18 protein-coding genes and 4 tRNA genes are annotated in these 23,746 nt (G+C 26.8%); 18 read left to right on the top strand and 4 right to left on the bottom strand.

Going from position 1 to position 23,746, the window contains the following annotated elements; all coding sequences use genetic code 11:
* Positions 1–24: 24 nt before the first annotated feature.
* From rho to M9405_RS02845, 5 genes are all read left to right on the top strand, one after another.
* Positions 25–1,284 carry a transcription termination factor Rho gene (gene rho / locus M9405_RS02865; RefSeq protein ID WP_250223188.1) on the top strand — a complete coding sequence of 420 codons (1,260 nt, stop codon included), beginning with the start codon at positions 25–27 and terminating at the stop codon, positions 1,282–1,284.
* Between the two features lie 353 nt (positions 1,285–1,637).
* A tRNA-Arg gene (locus M9405_RS02860) sits at positions 1,638–1,711 on the top strand.
* Positions 1,712–1,807: 96 nt separating this feature from the next.
* A tRNA-His gene (locus M9405_RS02855) sits at positions 1,808–1,880 on the top strand.
* Positions 1,881–1,941: 61 nt separating this feature from the next.
* Positions 1,942–2,030 (top strand) — tRNA-Leu (locus M9405_RS02850).
* 135 nt (positions 2,031–2,165) lie between these two features.
* Positions 2,166–2,239, top strand: a tRNA-Pro gene (locus M9405_RS02845).
* 80 nt (positions 2,240–2,319) lie between these two features.
* Here M9405_RS02845 and hemD read toward each other — a convergent pair.
* Both hemD and hemC read right to left on the bottom strand, forming a co-directional pair.
* The gene (gene hemD, locus M9405_RS02840) at positions 2,320–3,069 is read right to left on the bottom strand and encodes a uroporphyrinogen-III synthase (protein ID WP_250223187.1); all 750 of its coding nucleotides are present in this window, start codon (positions 3,067–3,069) and stop codon (positions 2,320–2,322) included.
* A gap of 32 nt (positions 3,070–3,101) precedes the next feature.
* On the bottom strand, positions 3,102–4,019 hold the full coding sequence (gene hemC / locus M9405_RS02835) for a hydroxymethylbilane synthase (RefSeq protein ID WP_250223186.1): 918 nt from the start codon (positions 4,017–4,019) through the stop codon (positions 3,102–3,104).
* Between the two features lie 648 nt (positions 4,020–4,667).
* Here hemC and dapF point away from each other — a divergent pair.
* The 4 genes from dapF to yigL all read left to right on the top strand — a co-directional run bounded on the left by dapF (position 4,668) and on the right by yigL (position 9,462).
* The gene (dapF, locus tag M9405_RS02830) at positions 4,668–5,498 is read left to right on the top strand and encodes a diaminopimelate epimerase (RefSeq protein WP_250223185.1); all 831 of its coding nucleotides are present in this window, start codon (positions 4,668–4,670) and stop codon (positions 5,496–5,498) included.
* Positions 5,499–5,675: 177 nt separating this feature from the next.
* A complete protein-coding gene (gene yigB, locus M9405_RS02825) occupies positions 5,676–6,398 on the top strand; it encodes a 5-amino-6-(5-phospho-D-ribitylamino)uracil phosphatase YigB (RefSeq protein ID WP_250223184.1) in 723 nt (240 codons plus the stop codon).
* Positions 6,399–7,471: 1,073 nt separating this feature from the next.
* Positions 7,472–8,416, top strand: coding sequence for a magnesium/cobalt transporter CorA (corA, locus tag M9405_RS02820; RefSeq protein ID WP_250223183.1), 945 nt, complete (start codon positions 7,472–7,474; stop codon positions 8,414–8,416).
* Between the two features lie 236 nt (positions 8,417–8,652).
* Positions 8,653–9,462, top strand: a complete 810-nt coding sequence (gene yigL / locus M9405_RS02815; RefSeq protein ID WP_250223182.1) for a sugar/pyridoxal phosphate phosphatase YigL — start codon at positions 8,653–8,655, stop codon at positions 9,460–9,462.
* Positions 9,463–9,940: 478 nt separating this feature from the next.
* Here the strand turns inward: yigL and M9405_RS02810 are convergent, their stop codons facing one another.
* The gene (locus tag M9405_RS02810; protein ID WP_250223181.1) at positions 9,941–10,534 is read right to left on the bottom strand and encodes a YhgN family NAAT transporter; all 594 of its coding nucleotides are present in this window, start codon (positions 10,532–10,534) and stop codon (positions 9,941–9,943) included.
* A 217-nt stretch (positions 10,535–10,751) separates the two neighbouring features.
* On the opposite strand from M9405_RS02810, the gene asd reads away from it, so the two are divergent.
* A complete protein-coding gene (gene asd, locus M9405_RS02805) occupies positions 10,752–11,876 on the top strand; it encodes an aspartate-semialdehyde dehydrogenase (RefSeq protein WP_250223180.1) in 1,125 nt (374 codons plus the stop codon).
* 194 nt (positions 11,877–12,070) lie between these two features.
* On the opposite strand, the gene M9405_RS02800 is transcribed toward asd, so the two are convergent.
* Positions 12,071–12,664: an NfuA family Fe-S biogenesis protein gene (locus M9405_RS02800; RefSeq protein ID WP_250223179.1), complete on the bottom strand. Its 594-nt coding sequence runs from the start codon at positions 12,662–12,664 to the stop codon at positions 12,071–12,073.
* 1,281 nt (positions 12,665–13,945) lie between these two features.
* Between M9405_RS02800 and aroK the strand changes: the two genes are divergently transcribed.
* The 8 genes from aroK (at position 13,946) to fusA (ending at position 23,708) form a co-directional block, all read left to right on the top strand.
* Entirely contained in the window at positions 13,946–14,482 is a 537-nt protein-coding gene (aroK, locus tag M9405_RS02795; RefSeq protein WP_250223178.1) for a shikimate kinase AroK, read from the top strand.
* A gap of 53 nt (positions 14,483–14,535) precedes the next feature.
* Complete coding sequence (aroB, locus tag M9405_RS02790; RefSeq protein ID WP_250223177.1) at positions 14,536–15,624, top strand: 3-dehydroquinate synthase; 1,089 nt, start codon at positions 14,536–14,538, stop codon at positions 15,622–15,624.
* A 377-nt stretch (positions 15,625–16,001) separates the two neighbouring features.
* Complete coding sequence (rpe, locus tag M9405_RS02785; protein ID WP_250223176.1) at positions 16,002–16,670, top strand: ribulose-phosphate 3-epimerase; 669 nt, start codon at positions 16,002–16,004, stop codon at positions 16,668–16,670.
* A 207-nt stretch (positions 16,671–16,877) separates the two neighbouring features.
* The gene (trpS, locus tag M9405_RS02780) at positions 16,878–17,888 is read left to right on the top strand and encodes a tryptophan--tRNA ligase (protein ID WP_250223175.1); all 1,011 of its coding nucleotides are present in this window, start codon (positions 16,878–16,880) and stop codon (positions 17,886–17,888) included.
* A gap of 253 nt (positions 17,889–18,141) precedes the next feature.
* Entirely contained in the window at positions 18,142–18,720 is a 579-nt protein-coding gene (locus M9405_RS02775) for an anthranilate synthase component II (RefSeq protein ID WP_250223174.1), read from the top strand.
* A gap of 1,681 nt (positions 18,721–20,401) precedes the next feature.
* Positions 20,402–20,779 (top strand): 30S ribosomal protein S12, encoded by a 378-nt coding sequence (gene rpsL / locus M9405_RS02770; RefSeq protein ID WP_250223173.1) that lies wholly within the window; start codon positions 20,402–20,404, stop codon positions 20,777–20,779.
* A 140-nt stretch (positions 20,780–20,919) separates the two neighbouring features.
* Positions 20,920–21,411, top strand: coding sequence for a 30S ribosomal protein S7 (gene rpsG, locus M9405_RS02765; protein WP_250223172.1), 492 nt, complete (start codon positions 20,920–20,922; stop codon positions 21,409–21,411).
* 173 nt (positions 21,412–21,584) lie between these two features.
* On the top strand, positions 21,585–23,708 hold the full coding sequence (gene fusA / locus M9405_RS02760; RefSeq protein ID WP_250223171.1) for an elongation factor G: 2,124 nt from the start codon (positions 21,585–21,587) through the stop codon (positions 23,706–23,708).
* Positions 23,709–23,746: the final 38 nt, after the last annotated feature.

The raw sequence follows: 23,746 nt of genomic DNA, 5'->3' as shown, positions 1-23,746 counted from the left end.
TTCTAATTCAAGAATCCGGTAATTATGAATCTTACAAAATTAAAAAATACACCAGTCTCTGAGCTAGTCCATCTAGGAGAAAGTATGGGGTTAGAAAACTTAGCGCGTATGCGTAAACAAGACATAATTTTTGCTATTTTTAAACAACATGCTAAAACAGGAGAAGACATCTTTGGTGATGGTGTCTTAGAAATCTTACAAGATGGATTTGGATTTCTTAGATCAAGCGATAGTTCTTATCTTGCTGGACCTGATGATATTTACGTATCTCCCAGTCAAATAAGACGTTTCAACTTGCGCACTGGAGATACTATTTCTGGAAAAATCCGACCTCCAAAAGAAGGAGAGCGTTATTTTGCTTTACTCAAAGTTAACGATGTAAATTACGAAAAACCAGAAAATGCACGTAGTAAGATTCTATTTGAAAATCTAACACCTCTGCATGCTAATTCAAGATTACGCATGGAACGAGGCAATGGTTCTACTGAAGATCTAACCGCAAGAGTATTAGATTTAGCGTCTCCTATAGGACGTGGGCAAAGAGGATTAATTGTTGCTCCTCCTAAAGCCGGAAAAACCATATTATTGCAAAATATAGCGCAAAGTATTAGTCATAATTATCCAGATTGTGTTTTAATAGTGTTGCTGATAGATGAACGACCAGAAGAAGTAACTGAAATGCAACGTTTAGTAAATGGAGAAGTGATTGCATCCACTTTTGATGAACCAGCATCTCGTCATGTACAAGTATCTGAAATGGTCATTGAAAAAGCAAAAAGATTAGTAGAACACAAAAAAGATGTTATTATTTTGTTAGATTCTATAACTAGACTAGCCAGAGCTTATAATACTATTGTACCTGCCTCTGGAAAGATACTAACAGGTGGAGTAGACGCTAATGCGTTACATAGACCAAAACGTTTTTTTGGTGCCGCTCGTAATATGGAAGAAGGAGGCAGTCTTACTATTATAGCAACCGCGTTAATTGATACTGGATCAAAAATGGACGAAGTTATTTATGAAGAATTTAAAGGCACTGGAAATATGGAATTGCATTTGTCACGAAAAATAGCTGAAAAACGTGTTTTTCCAGCAATTGATTATAACCGATCTGGCACTAGAAAAGAAGAACTACTCACAACTCAAGACGAACTACAAAAAATATGGATCTTACGTAAAATTATTCATCCAATGAGCGAAATAGACGCTATGGAATTTATGATGAACAAATTATCTATGACTAAAACCAATGACGAATTTTTCAATATGATGAAAAGATGTTAATTTTACTAAAACACTAAATTATGTTCTTTATAAAAATCTAAAAATAAAATCTATTATAGATATATAGTTTTAGAAAATAAAAATAACCACAATTTTATATCATCTACCAATGATTAGATGCGTTAAATATTTAAATATTACATAAACCAATAACAATGAATATTATTGGTTTATACTATTTTGTTGCCTTAATTAAATTTTAAAATAGCGAAAATATTATATACTTTTAATTCTATATTTATAGAATACTGTTCTAATATTAAAGATATTAATTATGTTTTATGTAATTGTAATATTATTACAATTACACTTGTACTTTAGATTAATTTAAATAACATATTTAATTATTAACCGCGTCCGTAGCTCAATAGGATAGAGCTTTGCCCTCCGGAGGCAAAGGTTTCAGGTTCAAATCCTGTCGGACGCATTTGATTTTTCAAATTTCTATAAAACACTATGCATAATATACAATACATATATAAAACAAAACTGATATAATATATATGCTAATATTAAAATTACGGTGATTGTAGCTCAGATGGTAGAGCTCTGGATTGTGGTTCCAGTCGTCATGGGTTCGAGTCCCATCAATCACCCAGTTAATTATATTATTATCACTATCTATATAAATATAAAGAACTAATAAATATATAAAATGCGAAGGTGGCGAAATTATGGTAAACGCACTAGCTTCAGGAGTTAGGATCTTTACACAAGATATGAGAGTTCAACCCTCTCCCTTCGCAAAATATTACATTAAGATATGATGCAAAGTATATGTATGCTACTTATCTCACGATAAGATATTTAGAAATTATTTTTTCTTTTAAAATATCAAAGTAATTAAAAATTTGTATATATATACACCATATATAATAACTCGGCGAGTAGCGCAGTTTGGTAGCGCTCCTGGTTTGGGACCAGGAGGTCGGAGGTTCAAATCCTCTCTCGCCGAAAACGTATGTATTCATTCCAAACTTTCATATATATCCACCTCTAGTTATATATAAATTAATAAATTACATTTTTAATATTTTACAATTCTTCAACCAAAACTTGAATTAAAGAATTATTATCCGCAGATTTTGCGATAATAATATCCGTCCACCCTAAATTTCGTGCTACACTTGCTAAACGCATACTTACTACCACTAATTTGCACCGTATTAACCAACCTATTCGATAAAACTTAGGAATCAAATAATATAATTGCTCCAATACTACCCCAGACGTAATAACTAATATTTCAATATTTAATCTTAATAAATTGAGACACTGTTCCAACCCATCATACTTTAATAAGTTCCTGCTATAACATTCACAAGATAAAACCATTGCGCCTCTTTGTCTTAAAACATCATCTAAAATAGTACGACCATTATTACCTCGTAAAATCAAAACACGCTTGCCATTAATATGCATTAATTCAGGCGATTGCAACAAACATTCACTAGTTTCTTCGTCTATAGGATATTTCGCTAATATTCCTGACAAATTATGCATTTTTTTACTGGTTGACCTACCAATTGCGCAATATATTAATCCAATAGGCCAAGATTTTCTAATATCAATTAATCGACGATGAGCATAATTAATAGCTTGCTGTGATGTTATTAATAACAAATCTCCTTTAGACAATAAATTTAATTGTTTTTCTAATAAATATAAAGTTTTTCCAGTAGAAAAATAAATTAATGGTAAATGAAATGCTTTCTTACCAAAAGAAAGTAATTTACTAACCAATTTTTCTCCATAAGGAGATGGACGCGTCACTAAAATAGTCATAAATTTATTTACAATTTAATAATTTCCTTTTATTAAAGGAATACGTCATTTCGAAAACGAAATAACAAATTTTTTGCTAAAATTATCCCTAAATTTTCTGCTTGTTCTATAGGCGCCCGACCCTCAACACGTGTAATTTTGCTACCGTCCGGCAGCCCAATAAGCGCTCTCAACCATATCTGATCTTTTATAATCTCAGCATAACTAGCAACAGGAAATTGACAATAACTCCCTAAATAAGTTGTAACAGCACGCTCTGCGGTAATACATAATGCAGTATCTTTATGATTTAAAGGTAACAATAATGACAATGTATCAAAATCAGTAGCACGACACTCTATAGCTATAGCCCCTTGACCCATAGCTGGTAATACATCAGTTGGATCAATATAAACACGAATATATTTACTAAGATTTAATCGTTCCAAACCAGCTACAGCTAAAATTATTGCATCATACTGATGTTCATATCGTAACTTGTTTAATCTAGTGTCTACATTACCTCGCAAATTACTTAATATTAAATCTGGGCGCTGCGCTAAAATCTGACACTGCCTACGTATACTAGATGTACCTACAATGCCACCAGCAGGTAATTCATATATATTTGAATATTTCAAACTAACAAATGCATCACGTGGATCATGACGTTTACACAAAATTGGTAATATTAACCCTTTTGGTAAAGATGCTGTCATATCTTTCATAGAATGAACAGCAATATCAGCTCGCGAATCTATTAAAGCATATTCTAATTCCTTAATAAAGGCTCCTTTTTTGATATTATTTTTCATAGAATAAAACGAATATTTATCGCCTGTTGTCACAACCGGTACCAGCTCTAATTTAATAGATGGATGATACCGTTTTAATTCATCACAAACATATTTTGCTTGACACATAGCAAGGCGGCTTTTTCTTGTAGCAATTCTTAAAACTTTATTATTCATAACTATAATTAATATCTAATCATATTACATAAATTGTATAACTTTATAAAAATAATAATATTTATTGTAAATAAAATAAATTAATAACTATTAATGATGACATTGATTAAATTATAAGGATATAAAAATATTTTTATTTAAAAATATGTTATATATTAAAAATATACTCTTTCCAAATCAAAAACAGTATTTATATACAATTTGAATTATTAAAATTCTCAAACATTTATATATCAAAATGATAATAATTAAAAATAAAAAACATGTTAAATATCATTAATATGATAATATTATTCAATATCTAAATTAGTATTAATATTTTTAAAATCTTATTGATTCTTAAACCTTATTTTGTTATAAAATTTATTTATATAAATAACACATATAAATTCTAATACATTTATCTTTAAAGCATATCTTCAAGAATTAATTTACTTTATTTAAGTAAAATTTATTGAAACAAATATTTCACATTAAATAAATAAATAATTTTTTATCAATATAAAATAAGCAATTCTTTAATCACGATAATTTAATAAAAATTATTTAACACAAAATAATACTAATTATGATATAATTCACGTTTTACTTTTATAAAATAATCTCTCATATAATATAAACACTATTATGTAATAATATGAGGAATATATGCACTTTTCAAAAATGCATGGGTTAGGTAATGATTTTATCATTATTGACTCAATATCTCAAAATATAAATTTTACTTCTAAAAAAATACAATATTTATCTAATAGATATTATGGAATTGGATTCGATCAATTATTAATAATAGAATCAGCTCACAACCCTAAAATAGATTTCCATTGTCGCATTTATAATGCAGACGGAACAGAAGTGGATCAATGTGGAAATGGAATACGTTGCGTAGCACGATTCGTTTATATGAAAAAATTAACTGATAAACAGTGTATACGTATTAGTACACGATCCACCAACATTACTCTCTCTAAAGTAGACGATACTAATATATCTGCCAATATGGGATTACCAATTTTTGACCCAAAACTTATTCCATTTAATGTATTAAATTACCAAAAAAATTATATTTTATTCCTGCCACAGGATATAATACTGTGCGGAGTAGTGTCTATAGGTAATCCTCATTGTATTATCTTAGTTAAAGACATTAATTTTACTAAACTAAATTCATTAGGTTCCATATTAGAACATCACCATTGCTTTCCAAAAAAAATAAATATAAGTTTTATGCAAATTATAAATAAAAATAATATAAAATTACGAGTTTATGAACGAGGTGTAGGGGAAACACAAGCATGTGGAACTGCAGCATGCGCAGCAGTTGCTGTAGGTATTAAACAAAAAATATTATGCGAAACAGTAAAAGTTAATTTTTTTTCGGGACATTTATTAATAACATGGAAAGGCGCAGGCCATCCATTATACATGACAGGAGCAACATCCTACGTTTATGATGGATATTTACCGGTTTTAAAATAAAAAAACCTATTATAAATAATTATATATATTCTATAATAAACACATAACACAATGTCATTTACAACAACTTATTAACTCAACATCGTGCTATGCAATGGATTCTAACATAACATTGAGTACTGATATAAATCATAATAGTATGACATACTTTATTAATTAATAGAACAGGTATAATGTATGCATTTTTATCGTATATTGCAACCATTCCGAGCTATAACGCTAGATCTAGATAATACTCTATACAATAATCATCCAATAATTAATCAGGCTGAATCGGAATCAATATCATTTTTGCAAAAATATCATCCAGCATTATTAACACTACAACAAAAAGATTATAATCGCACGCGCACACTACTAAAAATAGTATCACCTAACATTCCCCATAACGCAAATTATTTACGTTGGGAATCTTTAAGAATAACTTTACTCAATGCTGGTCTTACTAAGAATTTAGCAGAATCAGCTGCTGATTCTGCTACAGATATTGTTATATACTGGAGAAATAAAATTAATATTTCTTTTAAAACACATAATATATTATCGGCTTTAAGCTCTAAATGGCCATTAATTGCAATAACTAATGGTAATGCAAACCCTAATTCTTGTGGATTACACAAATATTTTTACGATATATTACGCGCAGGAGTAGATGGACGAGCTAAACCGCACACAGATATGTATCAATTAGCATCAAAACGACTAGGTCTACCTTGTAAAAATATTTTACACGTTGGAGATGATTTAAATACAGATATAAAAGGCGCAATATTTGCTGGTATGCAATCTTGCTGGATTAATAGATATAATCACTATATAAATGATTACGTCACAATAAATAAAAAATTCTTACCAAATTTCAAAATCTCAACATTAGTCTCGTTAACGAAATTCCTATAACCCAAAATTAATAATTGGGTAACTCTACTAAACGAAATTCACTGGGAATAATTCGGAAATGGTTAGCTAACCAAATGCAACTAATCTATACTAAACACATAAAATTACTAAATAAAATAACTTAAATTATTGTACTATTTATTATACTTAACAATAAGTTTGTATCATAACATAGAATATATTAAACTATATCATATAAATAAATGTATACAATTTGTTAAATGACACATTTAATCATTTATACAAAAAATATATATATATAAAATATTATATACTTAAAGATAATTAATGCCTCATTAAAATAATTTCTTTATTATTCCAAGATAAAAACAAAAAATTTATATTAAAAAATAAAATGAAAATATAAAATATTGAAATTAATACAACTTATATAAAATAGTTAAAATTATTTAAATATTTTTAATATTTTAAAAACTAAAAAATTGTCATAATATTATGCATTAATATTCATTATCTGGAATACAGCAAAATAATCAATATATTATATTTATAATATAAATGAATAATGTATTTTTCAAAAAAATTTTTTCCTTGTAAAATACAAAAACTTTATGTATTTAAATAAATATCTAAAAAATTTTAAAAATACGAGAAAATTTTATGAAAACATATTAGACAAAAATATATCTGCATTATTTTAAATAATAAATAAATCAATTATCTTGATAATTATCATAACACAATATCCAAATGCAATATTTGGATATTAAATATAAATATATACAAACATTAAGAAATATTTGACAAATTTTTAATTCTAAGCATAACATACTACTCATTAATCTTATTAATTAACACAGTCATATTAAATATCTTAGTAAGAAGACTGACAAAACACATGCATTACTATCAATAATTTTGAAAAATCTCAAAATAAACATGTATAGTAACTATATGTACTATTATAAATTATTTGTTTATCAAAAACAATTTTTATGCAACTATTCTTTATATAAATATTTTATATCACACTATACATAACATTAAATTAGTATTAATCACAATTACTATAATTAAATATATTCTTTTATCTGTTGAGGACAGAATGATATATGTTTAACATATTTCAATTAAAAAATAATCATTTATTTCGTATTAACGAAAAAGAAAACATATCATTTTTAAAAAAAATAACTTGGGTTGATATAATAGATTCAAGCGATGCCGTACATAAAATTATTAAAAATATAACTTTACAACAAAAATTAAAATTTTTTACGCCAAAAAATTTTAATAAAACTAAACGATTTTTAAAAGATGAAAACATCTTGTATATGCAATCTTTCTTTTTTTCATATAATAATCAAAAAAAAATAAATAATACTACTGTATCTTTTACTATTTTTGATAGATGTTTATTTACTTCACGTCAAGAAGAATGTCCAGTATTCTGCATACATCAAAAATATTTAAATACTCATAAGCTAATTAATGAAAATGCCTATGAACTACTATTAAGTTTATTTGAATCAAAAATTGAAGATCTAACAAATAAAATAGAACATATTTATAAAATTTTGGAACAACTAAGTATCACTATTATAAACAAAAAAAAAATTGACGAATACGAACATACATTATCTGATTTATCTGATTTGGAAAATATAGGATGGAAAATACAAATTAATTTATTAGATTCTGAAAGAGCAATAAAATTTATTATAAATAATGCGCAATTACTTAAAACACAACAACAATACGCTAATAATATTTTAGATAACATTAAATCACTATTACCACATAACAAATATATATTTCACCAAATCAACGCTTTAAACCAATCAGTAATGGGATTTATTAATATTGAACAAAATAAAATCATAAAAATTTTTTCAGTAATATTCCTGCCTCCTACGTTAATAGCATCTAGTTATGGAATGAATTTCGAATTTATGCCTGAACTGCAATGGACCTTTGGTTATCCTGGCGCCGTCATTCTAATGATTCTGTCTAGCGTAGCTCCATACGTTTATTTTAAATATAAAAACTGGTTGTAATATTTTAAATCCCACTAAAGACTCACAATATTCTTATTAAAATTCAAAACTCTTGCGACTTACACAATTAAATAATTTCATATAGAATAACAATTCTGTTATTTTATATTCATATAATAAGATACGCGCGCATACTATCTGACATAAATTTTTTTAGAATTCACTCTTATTATAATAGAACTAAACATTTTAATAAAAATATTTACTAACAAAATTATATAAGGATAACACATACCATGTTTCATATTGTTGCATCCGATTTAGATGGTACCTTGCTAACTTCAACGCATCAATTAAAACCATTTACAAAAAAAATTATAAAAATGTTAACACATCGCAATATCCATTTCATTTTTGCTACTGGTCGACATCATAAAAACGTAATACCAATACGTGATGACTTAAAAATTAATTCATATATGATTACTTCAAACGGCGCCAGAATACATAATGCCGATGGGAAATTAATTGATTCACATAATTTAGACACCAAAGTTGTGTCTTCATTATTAAATATAGCACATTATAATCCAAATATTATTACTAATGTATTTCAAAAAAACAAATGGTTAATCAACCGATTAATATCACCAGGTACACCCTCTTATAATTATTTATATGCCACTAATTTCCATATTTATTGTAGAAAAACGTTATCTTTAGATAATATTTGTAAAATATATTTTACTAGTCATAATTATCAGCAATTACTTTCTTTAGAGAAAGAACTTAACACACTATGGGGTCATCGTATTAATATTAGCTTCTCATTACCAACTTGCCTTGAAGTTATGCCACAAGGCATCTCTAAAGGACATGCCTTAAAAAAGGTAGTTAAATTATTAGGGTATCAAATGAAAGACTGTATTTCTTTTGGAGATGGTATGAATGATCAAGAAATGCTTTTAATGACAGGAAAAGGATGTATTATGGAAAACGCTCAACAAAGATTAAAAGAAAAACTCCCATTTTTAGAAATAATTGGTAATAATAATAACGAAGCTGTTTCATATTACTTACAATATCTATACAATCTGAGAATTTAGTTTTATTTAAATCTTTGTTAATTAAAAATTCAATTTTCTAATGGAATACACTTAATTCCATCAATAATTATTGTATCCACTTAAAAACAAAAAATTATTCCTTAGTAATTAATTTATTACGTATGATATTAAAACAACTACTAATGACACTTAAAACTAAGTCATCTATTGAATTTTTTTCTATTACCCTAATAAAATACAAAATTTCTCAATAATATAATCTAATATAATATTATTTATTAACCCTATTATATAATCTATACAAATAAACACTCTAAGTAATTAGATAAATAATATATTATTAAGAAATTTTAGTTTTACAATACTCTTCCACAATTAATAAATTATCACAATTCTAATATACAACTTTACATACTATTATATATGTATGTATATAATACAATTATCAATTTTTAACAAATTCAAATATTTTTATATAAAAATATAACATTATTACATACTATAAATTCTTTAATTTTTATAAATTAAAATAACTATGTACCCCATCTAATAACATCTGTGTAGAAATCATAACCAATAACAATCCCATTAATCGCTCTAGTGCGCTAATACCTTTAACCCCTAATAATTGAGATAACACATTAGATAACATTAAAACTAGCATCGATAATCCCCAAGCTACAACCAATGCTAAAATTAATAATTTAATTTCTTGTGGGTATTGATGCGATAATAATAATAATGTTGCTAATACCGAAGGACCAGCAACTAAAGGAATAGCGAGCGGTACTAAAAACGGTTCTTCACCTGGAGAACATCCAGTGTTATTTCCTTCATCTGAAGGAAATAACATTCTTATAGCAATTAAAAATAAAACAATACCTCCAGAAATTGAAACTGTTTCCGTATGCAAATTAAGAAATTTTAAAATATATTCTCCAACAAACAAAAATCCTAACATTAATAATAAAGCAATTATCATTTCTCTTATGATAATAATTTGACGTCTTTTTGGATCTAAATCTTTTAAAATTGACATAAAAATTGGCAAATTTCCTATAGGATCCATTATCAAAAATAACAAAATTGTAGCCGATATCATTTCATTCATTATTATTTTCCTAAAAGTTATTTATGTTTTATATACATTACGAATTTTATGCAGTAAATTATAAACATTGTTACACACAATATAATACATGATATTTACATAACTAAATATGTTAGTTATCACATATTAGAATATGTAATATTTTACATAAAACATTTAAATAAAATTCAATCTTTTTAATATTAATAAAATATACAAATGATATTAAATAATAAAAATGACTAAGAAAACTGTTGGGTTTGTCGGATGGAGAGGCATGGTAGGCTCCGTATTAATAAACCGTATGAAAAAAAACCATGATTTCAAACACTTTCATTCTATATTTTTTTCTACATCTCAAATAGGAAAAAATGCTCCAAATATTCAGCATTCACAAGAATTTCGGTTGCAAAACGCTTGGGATATAGACCTATTGCATTCTTTAGATATTATAGTTACATGTCAAGGCAGCGCATATAGCAATATTATATATCCGAAACTTAATAAAACTGGTTGGACAGGATACTGGATTGATAGTGCTTCACATTTAAGAATGAATAAAGATGCAATTATTATCCTAGACCCTATTAATTATTTATTTATAGAAAACAGTATAAATAATGGAATAAAAACATTCGTAGGAGGCAATTGTACTGTAAGTTTAATGTTAATGTCTTTAGGTGGATTATTTGCTCATAATTTAATTGAAAAAATATTTGTGTCTACATATCAAGCAGCATCTGGATATGGGGCAAGGGCTATATATGAATTAATTACTCAAATAAAACAAATATATAACATTATAGATGATACTCTAACAAAATCTCCTGCTATGAAAATTTTAGAATTAGAAAATAAAATTACTACATTTAGTAAAACCGATAAATTAGCAACAGATTGTTTTAAAGCACCTTTAATATGCAATATAATCCCGTGGATTGGTAATTATATGTGTCACGGACAAACACAAGAAGAATGGAAAGGACAAGCAGAAACCAACAAAATTCTTAATTATACTGATAATAAACCTATTATAATTGATAGTATGTGCGCACGTGTTGGAGCATTGCGCTGCCATAGCCAATCTTTTATGATAAAACTAAAAAAAAATATCCCTCTAAAAGAGATTGAAACAATATTACAATCTCATAACAAATGGGTAAAAGTCATCCCAAATGAAGCTATACACTCATTAAAACAACTGACCCCAGTGGGGGTCTCCGGTACGCTCACTGTGCCAATCGGTCGATTACGTAAACTCAATGCAGGAAAAAAATACATCTCAGCATTTAGTGTTGGTGATCAGTTATTGTGGGGAGCAGCTGAACCATTACGCAGAATGCTAATTAAATTAGTAACCTAACTAAATTTAGTTGTACCCAAGCTCCAATAACATTGTGCCAATATATACGTATTCATGACTCAAAACTCAATATATCATACGAATTTAAAAAATATAATAAAATATTTGACAATCATTTTATAAAAAATATTTGTATAAAACTCTATATCTATAGAAAATAGAACAGAAAATATTATGTTTTACATATAAAAATATTAATAATATGAATGAATACCATGTTGATGCTGCGTAATATCTTGTACTCCTTTTAATTCCGGAAAATTTTTTTTTAAAGTAAATTCTATCCCTTCCTTTATAGTATTATTAGCCATCGCGCAGCCATTGCATCCACCATAAAATTTAATAACCGCAAAAAAATCCTGGGTAACTCGGATTAATGATACATGCCCACCATGAAGAGCTAAATACGGATTAATCTGGTGTTGCAATACATAATTAACACGTTCTTCTAATGAAGAACCAGATATACTCTCAATATTGTCATCAGAATTTTTATAAATATTCGGAGCTTTAATAGTAAGTTGTGTTTCTAATGTATCAACTACCATAACATCAATTTTCGTATCTTTTAAAAAGACCGTATAATTCTGTTCTATACGAACAGAAAAACATTCAAATTTGATAATAACATCATTATATTTAAACTCTTCAGGAAAACAAAAACAAATACCACACTTTGCCTGATCAGTACCAGGATTGATTACAAAAATTCTAATCTGAGTATTTTTTTTCTTATCCGACAATAATTTAATAAAATATTCCTGCGCTGCAGAAGATATATTAATCATAATCTATTAATTTATGAATCCGGTTATATAACAATATTTTATAAGTAATTATAATCAATTTAATTTAATACATCAAAATTATTATGTATTATTAATACAACTATCTTCATCAAAAACCATTATGGTTATATCATATTAACTCTTAATATAAAAATATTAGTAAATCCATATAAAATCTTCACAAGAACTTTACACACTATAAAAAATAAATTTTCAACTATTTAAAATACTATTTTATAGTACACAATGCTCTAAAATAAAACTATCAATATAAAATTAATCTAATTCATGCGCATTATAAAATACAATATTTATACCTAAATTCCCATATTTCCTTACTAACATATCGTAACCTTTTAAATGAAATTTATTCTATTTAAAACAAAATCTTTAATTTTCAATAAAATTAAAATTATTAATACACAACGTTCATTTTTCACAATTAAATTTTATCAAAAATAAACATTACCAAAAATTAATATTTTGTAAAAAAATAAATTCAATGCACTGAAACATAAAACTTAACAAAATTCCTTAAAAATAACAGGATGTCATTAAAATATAAACTACATACTTAATATGCGTTCTAATACATACTATATATTAAAGCTTAATATAAATAAAATCTTTAATCCTAACTAATTTAGTAAATACCTAATAAAAAAATGTATGAAATATACAAATATAAACTCTGTCAATATTCAATTGACACTACAACAATATAAAAAATCAATAAAAATTTTATATAAATTTATTTTTAAATTTGTACAAAGATCAAAAACTTATAGCTATTTATCGACCAATTAATATATATACATTTAGTTTTACATTAACTATAACTAACAAGATGACACTAAAAATATTAGTACCATAAAATTATATAATAATTTCTATAAAATTACTTTACTACTAATAAAAAAGCACTATATATTATATATTATTACCAATATTAAAAATATATGTATTAATACGAGTATAAATTAATATTTATTAACACAAAACTATATACTTGCAAGCAACTTTGCAAGTATAAAATAATAAATAAGTTTGTGTATTACATTGCATCTACAAAAAAATTTGTATTAAAATTAACATATACTATAATATGCCATTTGCAGTTAACAATATGAAATTATATGCACGACTTATATTAAATTATACAATTAAAAATTTTTAATATTTTTTGTTAGTAACGCTTTTAAACAAAAACAAAAATTGATTAAATATTTATGAAAAATAAACATAAAATATTTATAAATAATTTTATAATGGCAACAACGTATGTTAAAGAAAAATAACATTTTTTTAATAGGACCCATGGGAGCAGGAAAAAGCACTATTGGACGCCAATTAGCAAATCAATTAAACATGAGTTTTTTTGATTCAGATCAAGCGATTGAAGCTCATACTGGAGCAAATATTAGCTGGGTATTTGATGTAGAGGGAGAAATAAAATTTCGTGATAGAGAAGAAAAAATTATCAATGAACTAACAAAAAAACAAGGTATAGTTTTGGCTACTGGAGGCGGATCTATTATTTCTCATATAACCAGAAATAATTTATTAACACGTGGGCTAGTGGTATATCTAGAAACAACTATAGATAAACAATTAATTCGAACAAAACACGATAAAAGACGTCCTTTATTAAGAAAATCAACATCAAAACAAAATATTCGTACATTTTTAGAAAAATTAGCTAAAGAACGGAATCCTCTGTATGAAGAAATTGCAGATATAACAATATTAACTGACGAACAAAATATCAAAGTTCTAATTAATAAAATTATAACACTGCGTAATCAAAAAAATACTTAGCAATTTTATAAAATTTATTAAATATCATCATATATAAAATATATAATTTTATTATGGAAAAAATTATTGTCAGATTGCACAAAAAAACTTATCCTATTATTATTACAAATAAATTATTTGATGATTTTTCATCTTTTTGGCCAATAAACATAAATGATCAAATCGTATTTATAACTAATAATAAAGTAGCGCCTATATATTTAGATAAATTAACCACTCTATTAAATAGATCAGGAATTAAAACTGATCAATTAATTTTACCAGATGGTGAAAAAAATAAATCGTTAAATATACTCAACCAAATATTTACCAAATTATTAAAAAATAATTATGACCGAGTAAATACAATCCTAATTGCTGTAGGAGGAGGAGTTATTGGGGATATAACTGGATTCGCTGCTGCAACATACCAGCGTGGAATACGTTTTATTCAAGTCCCTACGACACTGCTTTCACAGGTAGATGCAGCTATTGGCGGAAAAACTGGCATTAATCATACACTTGGGAAAAATATGATAGGTGCTTTCTATCAACCCATTGCAGTACTTATTAATCCAAGTGTTCTACATACACTAAAAACTAAAGATTTTTCTGCAGGATTAGCAGAAATAATAAAATACGCTATCGCACTTGATGCAAATTTTTTTAACTGGTTAGAAAATAATTTAAACAATTTATTAACTCTAAATCCATCAACAATGACATATTGTATTCGTCGTTGTTGCGAATTAAAAAAATACATAGTTGAGCTAGATGAATATGATCAACATGCCAGAAGCTCACTAAATTTAGGTCACACCTATGGACATGCAATAGAGTCATATCAGAAATATGCACAATGGTCTCATGGAGAAGCCGTATCAGCAGGAATAATTATGGCGATAAACGCTGCATTACATTTAAAACAATTTGATAAAAACGATGCTAAACGTGTAATATTATTATTAAAAAGAGCTAATTTACCTGTACAAGGCCCTAAAAACATGACGCCTAAAAATTATATGAAATATATGATACGCGACAAGAAATCAAATTCAACACAAATAAATTTAGTGTTACCTATTGCTATAGGAAAAGTAAAAACATTTTTTAATGTTAAACCGGAAGTAATATCATTATCTATTCAGAATAATTCTTATTAAGAATATTTAATATTAATAACGTGAAAACACGTATAATTACGTATATATTTATTGTTCTAATTTTTTAGAAAATTAGAACCACACAATGCAATAACAACATTTAAACATATAAATTATATTATAATATAAATTTAAATTTATATATAAAACTTAATTAAAAATTAAAACTACATATATGGTATTTTGCGCAACATATTAAATTTTAACTATATACTATATATAAAACATATAATAGTATATGTAATATATTATATTTTATAAGATATAAAATACGTATTTCTTATAATAAGAATACCACTAATACATCAACAAAACAATTCACTTAAATTTTAAGATCTATTTATATTTTATAACATTAAATTTTGTCGAGAATTATAATGAAACATTTCTTAATAGCGCCATCCATCCTTTCAGCAAATTTTTCTAAATTAGGAGAAGATGTTACTAATGTCATATCTGCTGGAGCAGATATATTACATTTTGATGTAATGGATAATCATTATGTTCCAAACTTAAGCATGGGATCTATGGTATTAAAATCTTTGCGGGAATATGGCATTAATATTCCTATAGATGTGCATCTCATGACAAAACCAATAGACCAATTAATATTAGATTTTGCTTCTGTGGGAGCGGATTACATTAGTTTTCATCCAGAAACAACAGAACATATTGATCGATCTGTAGAATTAATTAAAGAACATGGCTGCAAAGCAGGATTAGTTTTTAACCCTAGCACCACGCTCAATTATCTAGAATATTTAATGGATAAAATTGATCTAATCGTATTAATGGCAGTAAATCCAGGTTTTAGCGGACAAGTATTTATTCCAACAATTTTAAAAAAAATATGTAAAACACGTAAACTTATAGATAATGTTAATCGCAATATTGATTTATCAGTAGATGGAGGAATTAATACAAGCAATATATATGAAATTTCAAAAGCTGGCGCTAATTTGTTTGTTATAGGATCCGCTATTTTTAAAGCTCCAAATTATCATAAAATTATAAATACTCTTCGCTGCATATTATCAAAAACATAAAAAATAATACTTTTAATTAAAAAATAACACAATATATACCATAATATTTAATTAAATTAACTAATCTCAATTACTAATTATATGCATACTTTAAATCAATTAAATTTAATCGATTTAAAATTTAATAAATCAAATATTTTAAAGTAATTATTAATATAAACTAAACAATAAAAACAAAATACTATATTTACATTATAAAATAATACTATGAATAAACCAATTGTATTTAGTGGCACTCAACCATCCGGACAACTTACTATTGGTAATTATATCGGAGCAATACGACAATGGGTTAAAATGCAATATAACTATCAATGTATATATTGTATAGCTGATTTACACTCTATTACAAATCATGATAATAAAACGCCATATAAATTATATGAAATGTCACTAGACACTCTAGCATTATATTTAGCATGCGGTATTAATCCAAATAATAGCATAATATTTATTCAATCTCATGTCCCAGAACATAGTCAACTAAATTGGTTATTAACCTGCTATACATATTTTGGGGAACTACAACGCATGAATCAATTTAAAACAAAATCAACTATTCAACAAAAAAATCACATTAATCTTGGATTATTTAATTACCCAGTATTAATGGCTTCAGATATTTTGCTATATCAAACTAATTTTGTTCCGGTAGGTGAAGACCAAAAACAACACTTAGAACTAACACAAAATATTGCTAAACGCTTTAATTATAAATACAATAATACTATTTTTGTTATACCAAAAATATTAATTCCCAACTATGGTGCTCGTATTATGTCACTATTAGACCCATACAAAAAAATGTCTAAATCTGATCATAACCCTAATAATATTATTACTCTTTTAGATGATATTAGCATCGCATCAAAAAAAATAAAAAAATCAATTACTGATACTGATAATCCACCAATAATTAAATATGATCTTATTAAGAAACCTGGTATTTCTAATTTATTAGAAATTCTTTCAGGAATACGTGAGCAACCTATTGTATATTTAGAAAAAATATTTCTAAATAAAACTTATTCCCAACTAAAGACTGCAATTATACAAGCGATATCACTAATACTAACACCACTACAAGATCGTTACTGTATTGAACGTAATAACGAAGATAAGTTATATTCTATTCTAGATGCTGGAGCAAAAAAAGCGCGAAAAAAAGCTCAACTCATGTTATATAAAGTACAAAAAACAATTGGACTATTAACTTAAAATAATTAGTTTCATTTTTATACACTAATACAGTAGTATTTTAAATTTAAAATGTAAAAAGCAAAGATTCTATGAAATAGCTCATTCAAAAATACACAATAATTATGTAATATTTTTTACAAAAAAATCACGTATTAAATACATAAAATATCACTATAATATATCATATACATAATTTGTATTTTTACATATAAATATCATCGTTAAATAACTATACCTTTAATTACAAGCCTAAAATAATTAGGATCTTATAATGAATAAAATACTTATTATAGATAATTATGATTCCTTTACTTGGAATTTATATCAATATTTCCGAGAAATGGGAAAAATCGTACAAGTCAAAAGAAATGATAATATTCACATAGCAGATATTAAACAATTATCCCCTACACATTTAATTATTTCTCCAGGACCTGGCGTTCCAAAAAACGCAGGCATCTCACTAGAAGTAATTGCTTATTTTCATAAAATATTGCCTATTCTTGGAATATGTTTAGGACATCAAGCAATAGCCCAATTTTTTGGCGCCAAACTACGACGTGCGCATAAAATAATGCATGGAAAACCCTCCAAAATTTATCATAATAACTCTGGGGTTTTTTCAGGAATAACACAACCATTAAATGTGATACGTTATCATTCCTGGATAGTAGAGACAAATACCCTGCCCAAATGTTTGGAGATAACAGCCTGGAATGTTATAAATAACAACAACTTAATAGAAATTATGGGTATCCGTCATAAAACCTTCAAAACAGAAGGTGTACAGTTTCATCCAGAAAGCGTATTAAGTGAACAAGGACACAATATCCTAGCTAACTTTCTATAAAATTACATTAGAAATAACCATTCAACATATAAACTACTAAATCACGCAGTTCTAAACAACCATTACGCTTCAAAATATATTCATCTATAAATATTAAATTTACTACTATAGTAACAATATTTCCATAACACCCTCTACTTTTATTGAGCGCACTAAATACCCAAAAATCAATCTAACACTATTTAATTTCATAAACATCTTAATTTCTAAAAATAGAAATTTTTATCAATATTTATAAAACTACCTCCGGTACCTTAATTACATTAAGTTCTATTACACAATGTGTAATATATTATGCAATTATCAATTATAGTTTTTTCTCCTAAAATCAAACAATATTAATTTTTCAAAAAAAATCAAATTTTTATTGGCAAACAAACAATTAACATTATTATAATTCTATTGTAAATAATAGAAAATTTTTATCAAAAACTAATCTATAAATCTATCATAACACACCGAAACATTCACATAACTCTCAATAAATAAAACTTCTAAAATTATTCATACTAACCATTTACTGTATTATAGTTATTAGTATGACCAATAGCGTTATACCACCACATACTATTAATTCCTATATATTAGATATTTTTGTTATTAACAAAACTGTATTATTTAACAAAATGAACATTTAAACTAAACAATTAATATACTTAAACGAACGCTCAACAAACAATACATTTAACTTAAGTAATCACTTAAGTTAAATACTAAATATAGTTTATATGTATAAACATTACACATCAATATTATAATCTATTATCAATGTAATCAAATCATGATCGATTTATTAATCAATATGAAACATCATATTTGTCAAATAAAAATACTAACACCCCTATAAGTTTAATATCATTTAAAGTATTACCTGTCTAATTTAAAATATAAACAAACACTAATTTAATACTTAATAGACATATCACTCATAATATTTTTAAACTATTAACTTTTATAAACACTAATAGTATACTATATAAATATATCTATAGTATTAAATTTAAAATAATAAAAAATTAACTACTCAGAATTAGAAAACATTCTATATAAATAATCATATAAAATTATTATAACAAGGCAATCTATGAAATCATTACTTATTAAATTTATTTTATTTATTTCTATTATTTCTTTAGCGTTGACCGGAATTATCTATTAACTTAAATATACCCCAATTTAAAATACAACAAATGCGAATCAAACTCTCTCTATTTTCAGTATACTACTTCTCAAAAACATGACTACACTAATAGTATATAGTTAATATACTTAAATCTATAATATATAAAACATAATATTTTATGAAATAATGTGAAGACACGTAATATAGCAACTAATAACGCGCTTTTGCAAAACAACTAATTATATGCTAATACACTATTTAATTATTCGTATTAATTTTGTATAATTTATGCATAGTGTAATTTTGATAAAAATTCCTATTTGATAAATAAATCAGAATAATTTTTTAATTATATTAAAATTTGTGTTATAACAATAACGATAAAATCAATACATCTTTCTATAAAGTAGCAACAAACTACTGGGTAGTAATATAATTCTCTTGACTTTATTATTCAATAATAATAGCATTTTTGAACCAACATTACATCTAAAATGCCATTAATAATGTATAATAAAAATTAATATAATTGAAAATTAAGAGATAGGAAATTTAATAATGACTACCATCAACCAACTTGTACGCACTGCACGTCCCAAAAAGACCTTTAAAAGCACTGTTCCAGCGTTAAATGCATGTCCTCAAAAAAGAGGCGTATGCATACGAGTATACACCACTACTCCAAAAAAACCGAATTCTGCATTAAGAAAAGTATGTCGCGTGCGATTAACTAATGGGCTAGAAGTAACCTCTTATATAGGAGGGGAGGGGCACAATCTACAGGAACACTCTTCTATTCTGATTAGAGGAGGTCGCGTTAAAGATTTACCAGGTGTACGGTACCATGTGATTCGAGGCGCTCTTGACTGCTCAGGCGTTAATTCTCGAAAAAAAGGCCGCTCTAAATACGGTACAAAAAACAAAAAATCCCATTGACAGTAACGATAGTAACATTATATAAATAATCATCGAGCGCATTTATTGCGTCATATTTTAAATATATATCATATTAAATTTACACCGATACAACTGCATTACCTAGTAATAGGGGTAAATTTTAAAAGGAGTAAAAATGTATGTCGCGCCGTCATTTTATCATGAAACGCAACATTTCCCCAGAACCAAAATTCGGGTCTGATTTATTAGCAAAATTTATTAATATTTTAATGTTAAATGGAAAAAAATCCATTGCAGAAACAATAGTATACTCAGCATTAAATATGTTGTCTAAAAAATTCCAGCGTAATCATAACAAAAAAGAAGAAGACTGTTTAAAAATATTTGAAATAGCTTTAAATAACGTACGTCCTATTGTAGAAGTAAAATCCAGAAGAGTTGGAGGGTCCACTTATCAAGTGCCCGTAGAAGTACGTCTAACACGTAGAAATACTTTAGCAATGCGGTGGATTATTGAATCAGCTCGAAAAAGACAAGATAAATCTATGGAATTACGTCTCGCAAATGAATTAATAGATGCTACAGAAAACAAAGGAAACGCCGTAAAAAAACGAGAAGAAATACACCGAATAGCAGAATCCAATAAAGCTTTTGCGCATTATCGCTGGTGATTGATACTATTAAATTTAAATGAATTCTTTTAACACTTAAAATTTAATAATCACTAACATTCTTATATAAATTTTATATATACTTTTTACAATACTAAAGCTCATAAATTTTCAAATGAAATAAACAAAATATTTTATTAAAAACTATATTATATTACTTATTGAGGGCAGAAATGGCTCGTGTAACACCGATTATACGGTACCGTAATATTGGTATCAGTGCGCATATCGACGCAGGAAAAACTACTACTACTGAACGAATTTTATTTTATACAGGTGTAAATCATAAAATTGGCGAAGTACATACTGGTTCTGCAACAATGGATTGGATGGAACAAGAACAAGAACGAGGTATAACTATCACTTCTGCGGCAACAACATGCTTTTGGTCTGGTATGGCAAAACAATTCGATGCGCATCGTATTAATATTATAGATACTCCTGGTCATGTTGACTTTACCGTAGAAGTAGAACGTTCTATGCGCATACTTGATGGAGTAGTAATGATTTATTGTGCTGTAGGAGGCGTACAACCACAATCTGAAACAGTATGGCGTCAAGCAAATAAATACAAAGTACCACGTATTGCGTTTATAAATAAAATGGACAGAGTGGGCGCAAACTACTTACGAGTCGTAAATCAGTTAAAAACTAAACTACGTGCAAATCCCGTGCCCATTCAATTAGCTTTAGGTTCAGAAGATGAATTCAAAGGAATTATCGATTTAATTAAAATGAAAGCCATTCATTGGAATGAATCAGACCAAGGAGTTACCTTTACTTACAGCGATATACCTAAAAAATTCACAGAATTATCACATAAATGGCATAAATATTTAATAGAAGCTGCTGTGGAAACCTCTGAAGAATTAATGGAAAAATATTTATCTGAAAATAATTCATTAACAGAAAAAGAAATTAAATCTGCATTACGTCAAAGAGTTCTAAACAATGAAATTGTATTAGTAACATGTGGATCAGCTTTTAAAAATAAAGGTGTACAAGCAATGTTAGATGCTGTTATAGAATATTTACCAGCTCCAAGCGATATAAAATCTGTTACCGGAGTAATTAAAAATAACTCTACACAGATCACAAGAAACGCTAGCGATCATGAACCATTTTCAGCTCTAGCTTTTAAAATAGCTACAGATCCATTTGTAGGAAATTTAACTTTTTTTCGAGTATATTCAGGCGTCGTAAATTCCGGAGATAACATTTTTAATGCTACAAAAGAAAAACATGAACGTTTTGGAAGAATCGTACAAATGCATGCTAATAAAAGAGAAGAAATTAAAGTAGTGCATTCTGGAGACATTGCTGCTGCTATTGGGTTAAAAGATGTCTCTACTGGAGATACTTTGTGTGATCCTAATGCTCCCATTATTCTTGAACGTATGGAATTCCCAGAACCAGTAATTTCTGTTATGGTCGAAGCAAAAACTAAAGTAGATCAAGAAAAAATGAGTTTAGCCTTACATCGATTAGCTCAAGAAGATCCATCTTTTCGAGTCTGGATTGATAAAGATTCTGGACAAACTATTATAGCTGGTATGGGGGAATTACATTTAGAAATACTTGTAGAACGCATGAAACGAGAATTTAATGTAACAGCTAATGTAGGAAAACCACAAGTTGCTTATCGAGAAACTATCCGAAACAGCGTAAAACAAGAAGGCAAATTTATCAGACAATCAGGAGGAAGAGGGCAATTTGGGCATGTTTGGTTACGCATCGAACCTATACATAAAAATAAAACAACAAAAAAAGAAATAAATTATAAATTTTTAAATGAAATTATAGGCGGAGCAATTCCAAAAGAATATATCCCATCTATTGATAAAGGTATACAAGAACAAATACACAATGGGGTACTCGCCGGTTATCCAATAGTAAATATTTGCGTGGCCGTGTTTGATGGATCTTATCATGAAGTTGATTCATCAGAAATAGCATTTAAAATTGCTGCTTCCATAGCATTTAAAGAAGGATTTATGAAAGCTGATCCCATATTACTAGAACCTATTATGCATGTAGAAATTGAGACCCCTGAAGAATATATGGGAGATGTTATAGCAGATTTAAACCGCAGACGTGGTATAATTAACAATCTAAAAAATTCTGAGTTTAATGATAAAATAATTTATGCCCATGTGCCTTTATCTGAAATGTTCGGATATGCTACTAGTTTACGTTCACAGACTCAAGGACGCGCTTCCTATTCTATGGAATTTTTAAAATATAATGAAGTTCCTAATAACATTACACAAACTATTATAAATACTCGTATTAAATAAAATAAATAATTAATACTGGCCTTACTATAAAATAAGAG

Source organism: Candidatus Blochmannia ocreatus, assembly GCF_023585745.1.
GTDB lineage: Bacteria > Pseudomonadota > Gammaproteobacteria > Enterobacterales > Enterobacteriaceae > Blochmanniella > Blochmanniella ocreatus.
The sequence above is the reverse complement of the archived record's forward strand: the minus strand, read 5'-3'. Positions and strand labels throughout refer to the sequence as shown.